This window comes from Ignavibacteriales bacterium (assembly GCA_026390595.1).
In the GTDB taxonomy this organism is placed as follows: domain Bacteria; phylum Bacteroidota; class Ignavibacteria; order UBA10030; family UBA10030; genus UBA9647.
Window position 1 is genome coordinate 1 of record JAPLFQ010000014.1, and the last position, 11,585, is coordinate 11,585.

14 protein-coding genes are annotated in these 11,585 nt (G+C 54.1%); 11 read left to right on the forward strand and 3 right to left on the reverse strand.

Features of this window, described 5'->3' with window-relative positions:
• Window positions 1-16: 16 nt before the first annotated feature.
• Window positions 17-748 carry a hypothetical protein gene (locus NTU47_05900; protein ID MCX6133331.1) on the reverse strand — a complete coding sequence of 244 codons (732 nt, stop codon included), beginning with the start codon at window positions 746-748 and terminating at the stop codon, window positions 17-19.
• A gap of 306 nt (window positions 749-1,054) precedes the next feature.
• On the opposite strand from NTU47_05900, the gene NTU47_05905 reads away from it, so the two are divergent.
• Entirely contained in the window at window positions 1,055-1,240 is a 186-nt protein-coding gene (locus NTU47_05905; protein ID MCX6133332.1) for a hypothetical protein, read from the forward strand.
• A gap of 145 nt (window positions 1,241-1,385) precedes the next feature.
• Here NTU47_05905 and hemA read toward each other — a convergent pair whose 3' ends face one another.
• The gene (gene hemA / locus NTU47_05910) at window positions 1,386-2,381 is read right to left on the reverse strand and encodes a glutamyl-tRNA reductase (GenBank protein MCX6133333.1); all 996 of its coding nucleotides are present in this window, start codon (window positions 2,379-2,381) and stop codon (window positions 1,386-1,388) included.
• A 27-nt stretch (window positions 2,382-2,408) separates the two neighbouring features.
• Complete coding sequence (gene ccsA / locus NTU47_05915; protein ID MCX6133334.1) at window positions 2,409-3,239, reverse strand: cytochrome c biogenesis protein CcsA; 831 nt, start codon at window positions 3,237-3,239, stop codon at window positions 2,409-2,411.
• Between the two features lie 210 nt (window positions 3,240-3,449).
• Between ccsA and NTU47_05920 the strand changes: the two genes are divergently transcribed.
• The 10 genes from NTU47_05920 to NTU47_05965 all read left to right on the forward strand — a co-directional run bounded on the left by NTU47_05920 (window position 3,450) and on the right by NTU47_05965 (window position 11,539).
• The gene (locus tag NTU47_05920; protein ID MCX6133335.1) at window positions 3,450-4,841 is read left to right on the forward strand and encodes a dipeptidase; all 1,392 of its coding nucleotides are present in this window, start codon (window positions 3,450-3,452) and stop codon (window positions 4,839-4,841) included.
• 167 nt (window positions 4,842-5,008) lie between these two features.
• A complete protein-coding gene (locus NTU47_05925) occupies window positions 5,009-5,560 on the forward strand; it encodes a cob(I)yrinic acid a,c-diamide adenosyltransferase (GenBank protein MCX6133336.1) in 552 nt (183 codons plus the stop codon).
• A 41-nt stretch (window positions 5,561-5,601) separates the two neighbouring features.
• Window positions 5,602-6,303, forward strand: a complete 702-nt coding sequence (locus NTU47_05930; GenBank protein MCX6133337.1) for a DNA alkylation repair protein — start codon at window positions 5,602-5,604, stop codon at window positions 6,301-6,303.
• A 260-nt stretch (window positions 6,304-6,563) separates the two neighbouring features.
• Window positions 6,564-7,010 carry an NADH-quinone oxidoreductase subunit A gene (locus NTU47_05935; protein ID MCX6133338.1) on the forward strand — a complete coding sequence of 149 codons (447 nt, stop codon included), beginning with the start codon at window positions 6,564-6,566 and terminating at the stop codon, window positions 7,008-7,010.
• 24 nt (window positions 7,011-7,034) lie between these two features.
• The gene (gene nuoB, locus NTU47_05940) at window positions 7,035-7,526 is read left to right on the forward strand and encodes an NADH-quinone oxidoreductase subunit NuoB (GenBank protein ID MCX6133339.1); all 492 of its coding nucleotides are present in this window, start codon (window positions 7,035-7,037) and stop codon (window positions 7,524-7,526) included.
• Between the two features lie 14 nt (window positions 7,527-7,540).
• A complete protein-coding gene (locus NTU47_05945; protein ID MCX6133340.1) occupies window positions 7,541-8,020 on the forward strand; it encodes an NADH-quinone oxidoreductase subunit C in 480 nt (159 codons plus the stop codon).
• A gap of 111 nt (window positions 8,021-8,131) precedes the next feature.
• Window positions 8,132-9,229 (forward strand): NADH-quinone oxidoreductase subunit D, encoded by a 1,098-nt coding sequence (locus NTU47_05950; protein ID MCX6133341.1) that lies wholly within the window; start codon window positions 8,132-8,134, stop codon window positions 9,227-9,229.
• 52 nt (window positions 9,230-9,281) lie between these two features.
• On the forward strand, window positions 9,282-10,328 hold the full coding sequence (locus NTU47_05955; protein ID MCX6133342.1) for an NADH-quinone oxidoreductase subunit H: 1,047 nt from the start codon (window positions 9,282-9,284) through the stop codon (window positions 10,326-10,328).
• Window positions 10,329-10,355: 27 nt separating this feature from the next.
• The gene (locus NTU47_05960; GenBank protein ID MCX6133343.1) at window positions 10,356-11,027 is read left to right on the forward strand and encodes an NADH-quinone oxidoreductase subunit I; all 672 of its coding nucleotides are present in this window, start codon (window positions 10,356-10,358) and stop codon (window positions 11,025-11,027) included.
• A gap of 5 nt (window positions 11,028-11,032) precedes the next feature.
• A complete protein-coding gene (locus tag NTU47_05965; GenBank protein ID MCX6133344.1) occupies window positions 11,033-11,539 on the forward strand; it encodes an NADH-quinone oxidoreductase subunit J in 507 nt (168 codons plus the stop codon).
• Window positions 11,540-11,585: the final 46 nt, after the last annotated feature.

An 11,585-nucleotide genomic window follows, 5' to 3' on the forward strand; every position in this document is an offset into this window, starting at 1 on the left:
TCCGTTCACATGATGCTTAGTGCAGAGCCTGCTCCCAGTAGGTGGTGTTAGTCCTCTGATTGAACAGCAAGACCTGTCTTGGAACGATGACGAACCGCGCACCTTTCCGCGTCTCTCCCTGCCCCATCTCGATCTTGAACCGAATCTTGAAGAAAATGCTCGCGTCGTCATTACGGGCTGCTTTCGCCATATCGCGGCCCACTTGCCATTTGAAGTACGGACTGAATTTCAAGTAGACCGAAGAGGTCCGGTAACCTTTTCGGATCGAATCGGAGAGCGCAACGTAGCCGTTCGCGGGGATCTCTGTTGAGACCGACGGGAGGTTATACGGGGCTTCGATAACATTCGGGCTGGTGATGCTGTAGATCTGGGCATCGGCGTCGTACTGCTCAAGGCCGGCTTTCAGGTTCACGCCGATAACACGCTGGTCGAACTTCTTGTCTTTGATGTACTTCGTAATCTTCGTCAGGTATTGTTGCCGCGCCTCGACGGAACGCTTTTCAAACTCCGCAGTTGTCTCGAACTCCGTCTTCTGCCCGACCATCTTCATGTAGTTGTCGCTCTCATCCTTCAGGATCGTCCATGCTTCTTTCAGAATCGTTGTGAATTCTGCGGGGGAGAGATTATCCTCGGGCAAAGGTGCCGCAGGTGTCGCCTGTGTAGTTTGAGATGAGAGAAGGGAAGGAATCAGAATGAGGGTGAGCAGAAGTGAATAGTACCGAATCACATCCCTGAGTAAGGTTCTCATAGTGCCCCCTAAGTGCTTTGATGGATCGGGTCGTTCAGCGATGACGCGATGCGGTGCGCAGACATCCGAGATCGCACGATCGATCGTGCCTCTGCCAGCGTGGAACCTACAAATATACACTATTTCCCGTAATTTGCATAATATTTTTTAGCTTGGTGAGAGCCAGATCACAATGCTCTTATTCGTCCACATTCATCAAATCGGACTGGCTTCCTCCGTGGACAATAGTTTCGTGAGCGGTTCTGTGTTCATACGCGCGTCTCCGAAAAAAGATCGAAGATCGGCGTAAGCCGGGCTCAGTCTCCAGTGTCTGTCGATGTGTTTGTTGTATCGGGGTGCCAGCTCGCCGGGACGTGTGCCGCTGCTGTCCGGTCAACAGCCGTCGGGATTCTCTTTCTGGTCATTATCGATGCCGAAGATTTTTCGCGCGGCGTTGAGGTTCTGCAGACGGCCGGAAACTTTGAAGTCGTTTTCTTTCTGGAGGTGTTCTAGCAGGGGCACGAAGGATAATGTACGCGATACGCGTGGTACTGTTCTCGATCAGCCCTTTGTCTTTTTCCCCAAACCGGTTGACATGTCTTTCGACTTCTTCGGAGCGGATTCGTTTGACAAGTTCTGTGAGTGATTCGAGCGGACCTTACGGGCGTGAAAGATCAGCAAGCTCGGCTTCGATGATCGCCTGGATTTTCGGCAGTTCGCCGCGCCTTCGTGCGATGTTCTCGCCCACCATCTTGTTGAGAGTGTCGAGGTCGTAGACGAAGACATTTTCGATCTCCCGGGCGAACGGATCAATGGTACGGGGTACTCCAAGGTCGATGATGAACAGTGTGCCCCTGTGGCGGCCCTTGTCGATCTCCCGGACCTCCTTCGCCGACAGAATGTGCCCGCTCGACTGAACAGAAGATATGATGATGTCGATCTCATTCAGTCGGTCGCGGAAGGTTTCGAAAGGGATCGCCATCCCGCCGACCGTTTTGGCCAGGTTGTCCGCTCGCTCCGCCGTCTTATTCGTGAACATAAGAGAACCGATGCCCCGGCTGAGCAGATGCTTTGCAGTGAGTTGGGCGGTTTCGCCCGATCCGATAATGAGGGCTTTCTTACGGCTTAGGTCATCGAAGATTCTCTGGGCAAGCTCCACGGCGGCGTCGCTGACAGTGATGGCCCCATCGGATATCAGGCTTTCGCTGAGTGCGCGTTCCCCAACGTGAAACGCCTGCTGGAAGAGCCTGTTGAGGAAGTACCCAGCCGTACCGCTTTCCTGGGCAAGTGCAAGGCCTTCTTTGACCACAGCGAGGATCTGACCATCGCCAACGATCATGGAATCGATTCCGCAGGCAACGCGAAACAGGTGTTCGGCTGCTGCATAGGAACTGAACGAAAAGAAATGGCTTGCCGGTACCGCTTCCTTCACCTGTTTCTGCGTCCGCAGAAAATCAATCAGCACATCGGTCCCGGGAACGACGTGATCGCTGAACGCATAGAACTCCGTGCGGCCGCCGGCGGAAAACAGGACGCACTCGCTCAGCCCGAGCGACTTCACGTGCGGGAGAGCCACAAGGATTTCAGCGGGGGAGAACCAGAGCCGCTCCCGCATCTCGAGCGGGGCTGTATTGTGCGATATGCCGGCACACACCAGGTTCAACGTCGAATATCCGATCTGTTAATTGAATCTGTGGAAGCTGCTGAAGAACATGTTGATGATCGACATCGAGAATAGTGCGATCGTAAACCCACCAATCGAAAGCACCATCAGACTCCGACCGCGCAGGCGGCCGCTCGTCTTCGCGAGAATTCCGGCGCCATACATGAGCCAGATGACGATTGTCCCGAGTAGCTTGGGGTCGGCATAGGAGAAACCTGTAAATGCCTGCGGCAGCCAGATGAATCCTGCAACAATCGTCATCGTCAGAAACGCGAACGCCAGCGAAATCGCGATGAAGTTCATCCGCTCGAGCGTCTCAAGGTTCGGTAGTTTCTTGTAGATGACGCCGAAACGGTTCGCCTTGATTTCATGATACAGCATAAGGTAAAGGAAGCCATAGACGGCCGAGATGGTAATCGCCGAGTACCCGATCATCGCGCTGGTGACGTGCAGGCCAAACCAGCCGCTGCGAAAGATCTGCGGGACGTCAACGAGATCCCGTATGAACAACGTTGAGCCAAGCTGAAAGAAGAATGTGAAATTCAGGATAAAATATCCGGTCTCTTTCGCCCGCGATCGAGCCTCGATGGAAGCATAAGCCAGGGCCACGGAAAAAGCCAGCACTGAAAGAATCTCCCCTATGGAGGTGACTGGCGGGTGGCTGAATGCGATGGTCCTCAAAATGAGGTAGGTACAATGGAGCAGCAGGGCCCCCAACAGGAGCTTGCTCTTGAGCTTTCTCGCCCACACTTCGTCTGAGAAGAATGCTTTGCCATACGTCCACACCAGCGCGAAGTAGACCAACGGCAAGACTATGTTCAGAATGATGAGTATGATGGCTAACCTCACAGTTTGTCAAATTGCTTGATTCTCTCAAAATTTAGGCAATTTCTGAGCCACAAACAAGAATGTTGAACAATTGGCAATGAAGTATCGCGAGTGGGAGCCCTTCAGGTATCACCTCCCAATTCTCTTGCCTTTCGGAGCGTCGACGAATATATTGACACGCACTCAACCCATGAGCAGACGTTGAAACTGTTTCTTACCTAGGATACCGACATGCTGCAATTCCTGACATACATCGAAGCGAACTCTGAGCGCTACCTCTCAGAACTCAAAGATTTTCTGGCTATTCCGAGCGTGAGTTCCCAGGCCGAACACGCCGCAGACATGCAGCGATGCGCGGAGTGGATTTCCCACCAGCTTCAGGGTATCGGAATGAAGAACGTGCAGATACTGCAGACGCCCGGCCATCCGGTAGTCTTCGGAGAATGGCTTGAGGCTCAAGGCAAGCCAACAGTTCTTCTGTACGGTCACTACGATGTCCAGCCGGATGATCCGGTGGATCTGTGGACTTCGCCGCCGTTTGAGGCGACGATCCGTGACGGGAACCTGTACGCCAGAGGATCGACGGACGACAAAGGACAAGTGTTCGCCCATCTCAAGGCATTGGAGGCCTACATGAGGATCGGGGGCTCACTGCCGGTGAATGTGAAAATCATGATCGAGGGGGAGGAGGAGATCGGGTCGGAGCATCTCGATCGCTTTGTGAGTGAGCACAAAGATCTTCTCAAAGCAGACCTGGTGATGATCTCGGATTCAGACATGTTTGCAAAAGGCGTTCCATCGGTCTGCTACGGCCTCCGCGGGCTGGCGTACATGGAAGTCGAAGTGACCGGTCCAAACGGGGATCTTCACTCCGGCTCGTTTGGCGGTTCTGTTCACAACCCGATCCAGGCGCTTTCCGAAATCATCGCTTCGCTTCATGACAAGAACGGCAAGATCACCATCCCCGGTTTCTACGATGATGTCCGGGCGTTGTCGAAGATCGAACGGGCTGCCTTCAAGAAACTCCCCTGGAACGACCGCAAGTACGCAAAATCTTTGGGTGTGAAACAACTCTATGGAGAAAAAGGGTTCACTTCGCTCGAGAGACTGTGGGCGCGTCCGACGCTCGAATGTAACGGAATCTGGGGCGGCTATACGGGGGAAGGTGCGAAAACCGTCCTCCCTTCAAAAGCGTATGCGAAGATTTCCATGCGTATTGTTCCTGATCAGTCTTCAGAGAAAATAGCAAAGCTGTTCGAGAAACATCTGAAGAAAATCGCTCCGAAAACTATCGATCTGAAAGTGCGCGCACTGCACGGCGGCGAGCCTGCAATCACTCCTATCGACAGTCCGGGAGTTCAAGCTGCCGTCGCCGCGCTGAACAAAGGATTCGGCAAGAAGCCGTTGTACCAGCGCGAGGGGGGCTCAATTCCGATCGTCGTTCAGTTCAAAAAGCTCCTTGGCATCGACACGGTGCTGCTCGGTTTCGGATTGCCCGATGGGAATGCCCATGCACCAAATGAGTTCATCGTCTTGGACAATTTGTTCGGCGGGATCAGAACCTGTCTCCACTTCTACAACGAGCTGCCAAATTTCTGGAACAAAGGTGGTACGAAGCGGTAATACCGCCGATGCAAAGCAGGTGCCATCAAGTCCCGAAGGCGCAATGGACATGGGAGGGGCGATCTCTCTCCTTTACCTGAAACCCTTGTGACTTGGTGGTAGAATCAGCTGCCTTTCTATGACTATCGAGGTTTTCGCAATCTGAGATACTATCTGGACATGAACCTATGAAGATTTACACGACAACGGGGGACGGAGGAGAGACTTCATTGTTCGGCGGGCGACGAGTCCCGAAGGATGCTCTCCGTATTGAGGCATACGGTACCGTGGACGAACTCAACTCGGCCCTCGGAGTTGCCCGCGCGTGGAAACCTGCAAAGGACATTGACGGGATTCTTGGGTCTCTGCAGAACGACCTTTTCGTTCTCGGAGCGGATTTGGCGACACCCGCGGAAAAGCGGAACGTACTCATCGAACGAATTCAACAGGAGCACATCACGCAGATTGAGCGGATCATCGATACGGTGGAAGCCCTCCTCAAACCGCTCTCATCGTTCATTCTTCCCGGTGGCACGCATGTCGCCGCCCAGCTGCATCTGGCGCGTACAATTTGCCGTAGAGCTGAGCGATTCGTCGTGAAGCTCTCGCGGGAAGAACCGCTCGATCCGCACGCGATAGTTTTTCTAAACCGTGTCTCAGATCTCCTGTTTATTCTTGCCCGCTACGCGAACCAGGTCGATGGGGTCGAGGAAACTCCCTGGAAAGCACGAGAGCTTTGACGGCTTCCGGATCCAGCCCTCAGGTTCCACAACGATCCACCATGCACCTGACGCAAGTCATCAAAGAACTCAAGAGAATGGCCGATCCCGCAATCGTCAAGGGGATGAGCCGATTTGGTGTTCCCTCTGAACATGCGCTTGGAATCTCCGCGCCGCAGTTGAGGTTGCTGGCCAGAAGAATTGGGAAGGACCAGAAACTTTCTCTGAAGCTCTGGACTACCGGTATCCTCGAAGCACGGGCAATTGCAGCGCTCACAGGCGACCCCGACAAAGTCGCGTGGAGCCAGATGGGGAGGTGGGCGAAGGATTTCGATTCGTGGGCCGTCTGCGACGCTTGTTGCGGGGCTCTGTTCGTTCGCACACCCTACGCCCTCAAGGCCGCGTTTGAGTGGTGCAGGAGTGAAGACGAGTTCGTCAAGAGGGCCGGTTTTGTGATGATGGCCGAAGCTGCAATCCACCTCAAGTCGCTTGATGACAGCAAATTCCTCCCGATGCTCAAGGAAATCCGCCTGGGAGCGGTTGATGAGCGCAATTTCGTCAGGAAGGCTGTCAATTGGGCGTTGCGTCAGATCGGCAAGAGGAATTTGCGGCTGAACAAACTGGCCATCGCAGATGGTGAGCGGATACGCTTAGTCGATTCGCGATCCGCCCGGTGGATTGCCGCCGACGCACTCCGGGAACTCAGAAGCCCCCAGGTCCAGCACCGTCTGCAGAAATGGGAACGGGAATCCCGATCGCGCTAAATTCCGAACCGACGTGCCCTCTTTTTCGCCACGTTGACCGATTTGAATCCTTGCACGCAATTTGTTTGCATAAAATGAGCATTTTGTAATTGGAAAGTCGTAGAGACTCCATTGACGATGCCCTGCATATTCCCTTGGCGCAGGCAATCGTCAAAACCTGATAATCTCTACCGTTTTCTTGACAAACTATGAAATCATGTCTATATTGACGTTCGATTTTCACATTTTCCTCCACCGCATTTCCCCTTTCGAGCACTGATATGCTCACTGAATTCGGCAAAGTCTTCATTTTTCTCATCATTGGCGCGGTTTTCGTGGCGGCAGGGATGTTTGCGTCGTGGATTCTAAGGCCGCATCGCCCGTACCCCGGAAAAGTTGCCCCATATGAGTGCGGGGAGGATCCGGTCGGGGATGCATGGGTGAGATTCAACGTTCGGTTTTATGTTGTCGCCCTCATTTTCCTCATTTTCGATGTGGAAGTGGTATTCCTCTTTCCTTGGGCCCTTGTTTACCGCAACCTGGGATTGTTCGGCTTCCTCGAGATGGCTGTTTTTCTGGGGATACTCATTGTAGGGTTTGTGTATGTGTGGGTGAAGGGGGATTTGGATTGGGACAAACCGAGGCCGGAAGTCCCTCGAGTGAATAGAATACCGAACCACCCGGTTGAGGCGCGGAAGCCGGTTGAAGAGCATTCCGTCGTGCAATAACCACTTTTGGATTAAGCGATCACTATGGGTTTACTCGATCAGAGATTCGAAAACGGAAACGTTTTCGTCACATCAATGGAGAACTTGCTGAACTGGGCGAGACTCTCGTCGCTTTATCAGATGCAGTTCGGCCTGGCGTGCTGTGCAATTGAAATGATGGCTGCGTCGGCGTCTGATTTCGATATTATGCGGTTCGGCATCATTCCGCGCGCAACGCCCCGACAGGCGGATGTGATGGTCGTCGCCGGCACCGTCACCTTGAAGATGGCTTCGCGCATCAAGCGGCTGTATGACCAGATGGCCGAACCACGGTACATCATCTCCATGGGAAGCTGCGCGAATTGCGGCGGCCCGTACTGGGAGCATGGCTACCACGTGTTGAAGGGCGTTGACCGTGTAATTCCTGTCGACGTATTCGTGCCCGGCTGTCCGCCGCGGCCGGAGGCTCTGCTTGAAGGTATCATCAGGCTGCAGGAGAAGGTGAGAAAAGAAAGCCTCGTGAAGAAGTCTGCATAGGAGAAGTCAGAAGAATGACCGCGGAAGAAATTTATAACAGTCTGAAGGCGAAATTCGGCGATGCGATCCTCGAGGCGAAGCTCGATGCTCTTCAGCCATGGATTGTTGTCGATCCGCTGAAGACGAAAGAGATCTCCATCTTTCTGTTCGACGATCCCGCCATGCAGTTTGACTACATGATGTGCCTGAGCGGCGTCGACTACAACAAGGACGGAAAGCTCGGCATCGTGTATCATCTCTTTTCGATGGTGCACAAGCACAAGATCGTTCTGAAGGCCTTCTGCACGAAGGAAAACCCGCACATCCAGTCCGTGTCGTCGGTGTGGGGAACTGCCAATTGGCACGAGCGCGAAGTATTTGACATGTACGGCGTCATCATCGATGAGCATCCCGACCTTCGCCGTATTCTCCTTCCATACGATTGGGAAGGGCACCCGCTCCGCAAAGACTACAAAGTGCCTGAATTCTATAATGGGATGAAAGTCCCGTACTAACGGCAACCAGAATCTATCGGTATGATTGAGACGAAGACACTTCCCACCAGTTACGTTTCCCAGCCGGGGGTACTCAGGACCTCCAGCGGTCAGACTCTTCGAACCGAAGAGATGATCATCAATATGGGACCGCAGCATCCGTCAACGCATGGAGTGCTGCGTCTCGAGATTGTCGTCGACGGTGAGATCATCATCGACGTCATTCCGCATATCGGTTATCTGCACAGATGCTTTGAGAAACACTGCGAGCACATGACCAATTACCAGCAGGTGATCCCGTATTGCGACCGGCTGGACTACTGCGCTGCGATCAACGAGGAGCATTCCTACGTCCTGGCTGTCGAGCGGCTGCTGAAGATCGAAGTCCCTGAACGCGTGGAGTACATCCGTGTCATCATGGCTGAACTCCAGCGCATCGCCAGCCACCTTATCGCTGTCGGCACGTTCGGCATTGACGCCGGTGCGTTTACTCCCTTCCTCTATGCATTCCATGACAGGGAGCTTATCCTCAACCTGTTCGAGATGACCTGCGGTGCCCGCCTGTTGTACAATTACTTCTGGATCGGCGGACTGTCGCATGATATCCCGCCGCAATTTGTCGACAAAGCAAAAGAGTTCTGCACGTATTTCAAGCCACGCATGAAAGAGTTCAACGACCTTCTGACGTACAACGAAATCTTCATCAAGCGTACGGCCAATGTGGGAGTGCTGCCGAAAGACGTCGCAATCAACTGGGCCTGCAGTGGTCCGATGCTCCGGGGCTCGGGCATCAACTGGGACCTCCGGCGTGACGATCCCTACTCCGTCTATCATAAGCTCGAATGGGAGCCCAAGATCGGGAAAGGGGAAATGGGGACGGTTGGAGATGTGTTTGACCGTCACATCGTGCGCATGCGGGAGATGGAAGAGAGCGTGAAGATCATCGAGCAGGCGCTTGCGGCGTTGCCCGAGGGGAATGTCCAGGCTGCAATCCCGAAGCGGATCAGGCCGGATGCGGGAGAGATCTACGCCCGGACCGAAACCCCCCGCGGCGAACTCGGCTTCTATGTCATCAGTGACGGCACCGGCACACCGTTCCGGGTAAAGGGTCGGGCGCCGGCATTCGTGAATCTCAGTGTTCTGCCCGAAATCTCACGCGGTGCGATGATCGCTGACCTCGTGCTGATTGCAGGGAGTGTCGATATTGTCCTCGGTCAGGTTGACCGGTAATGTTGTTGAACATCTGTCCGTCAGTGCAGCATCTTATTTCTTGATAGAGACTATGGAAGCATTTCAAAACCTTGGATTCTGGGGAACGCTGCTGGTCACGGTGGTGCTCAGTGCGCTGCCGCTGGTCTTCATTCTTCTGTACGCGCTCGTGACGATCTATCTTGAGATGAAAGTCGCGGCACACGTTCAGGACCGTGTCGCTTACATGAGAACCGGTTGGCACGGCGTGCTCCAACCGATCGCCGATTTCATCAAGTTGCTCCAGAAGGAAGATATCATCAGCGTGGCGGCGGACAGGAAGCTCTTTATTCTTGCTCCGTACATCGTGTTCATCGGGACCTATGGCGGTTTCGCGGCGATTCCGTTCAGCAGCATCTTCATCGGCGCCAACATTGACCTCGGTGCCTTCTTCATTGTCGCTATTTCATCTTTGGTCGTCGTCGGCATACTGATGGCTGGTTGGGCTTCGAACAACAAATGGTCCATCTTCGGTGCCGTCCGCTCCGCAGCGCAGATGGTGAGTTATGAAATACCAACTGTCCTCGCGATTCTTGTCGGCGTGATGATCACCAGCTCGCTGAACCTCCAGGAAGTGACAAAATTCCAGGCCGGAGGGATTCAGGATTGGGTGATCTTCGGCGGACCGCTTCCGCTCTGGCAGAAACTCCTCATCACTCCTTTCACCATCGTCACATTCCTGATACTGTTCGTTGCATCCCTCGCTGAAGTCAACCGAACGCCGTTCGATTTGCCTGAAGCCGAATCAGAACTTGTTCAGGGATTCTTCACAGAATACAGCGGGATGCGCTGGGCGCTGTTCTACGTTGCCGAGTATGCGAACATGTTTCTCGTGTCAGCCGTGGCCGTCTCGTTCTTCCTTGGCGGCTGGGGAAGCCCGTTCGGGGAAGCGCTCTCGGGCCCGGTCTGGGGGTTCTTCTGGTTTGTGATGAAGGGGATGGTGCTGATCTTCCTGCAGATCTGGCTCCGTTGGACGCTGCCGCGCCTGCGCGTCGATCAATTGATGTATACTTCCTGGAAAGTGCTGACGCCGTTCATGTTCGTGTGCATTTTCGGTGTCGGCCTCATTTTGGTTCTGTGAGATTGAAAAACACCCGGTAGACTTTCTATGAGTGCAGTAACGACGTATTTCAACAACATCTGGCTTGCGCTCTCCTCGATCGCGATCGGCATGAGGATCACAATCAAGCATTTGTTTGTCAAGAGCGTGACGACCCAGTACCCCGACGTGAAGCTGAAAATGCCCGAGCGGGCGCGCAACCGTCTCTATGTCAACATCGACGACTGCATCGGCTGCGACCAATGCGCTATGGCATGCCCGGTGGACTGTATCACGATCGAAACGGTCAAATCCACTCCTGATCAGGATCTCGGAACGACTTCAACGGGCCAGAAGAAGAAACTCCACGTTTCACAATTTGATATCGACATTGCGAAGTGCTGCTACTGCGGACTCTGCGTGCCGCCCTGTCCGACCGATTGCATCGTCATGACGGACGTGTATGAATTCTCCGAATTTGATCGCCAGAATTTGATCTACAACTTCAGCATCATGACGCCGCAGGACATTGAGCAGGCAAGAGAGAAACTGAAGAAAGCGGAAGAAGAAGCCGCCGCGAAGAAGGCAGCCGCGGCAGCAGCTGCTGCGGCAGCGAAGGCAGCTGCGGCCCAGGCTCCTCCGCCGGCATCACAAGCCGATCCGGCACCTGCCGGCGGAACTCAGACCCAACCACCAAGCACCCCGGCCCCCGATGCACCGGGCCAGTCTGGAAAGCCGTAATCGCTATGGAATTGTACACCATTGCATTCTATCTGCTTGCGCTCATTACGCTCGTCTCGGCATCGATTGTCGTGTTTTCGAAGAATATTCTCTACTCCGGCTTCTCGCTCCTGTTCACATTCTTCGGTGTCGCCGGACTCTACGTCTTGTTGATGGCGGACTTCCTCGCCGTCACGCAATTGATGATTTATGTCGGCGGTATCCTTGTCCTCCTGTTGTTCGGCATCATGCTGACGACGAAGGTTATCAGCGTCGATATGAAAACAGGGACGTTCCAGACTCTGCCGGCTGTGCTCGTGGTTGCGGCCCTTGCGGGAACGCTGGTGGGGATTTTCTGGACCACCGACTGGAGGATCGCTCCGGAAGCACAAGGGTTCGAGAAAACGGCGCCAAGAATCGGAGAGATGCTGTTAAGCACCTACCTCCTGCCGTTCGAGGTCGCATCGGTAATTCTCCTCGTAGCGCTGGTTGGTGCTGCGATGATCGCTCGCAGGGAAAAGAAGATTTCGTAGCTTGCGTCGAATGAAGCGCGTCGGTTTGATTCCGCCGCGTGTGATA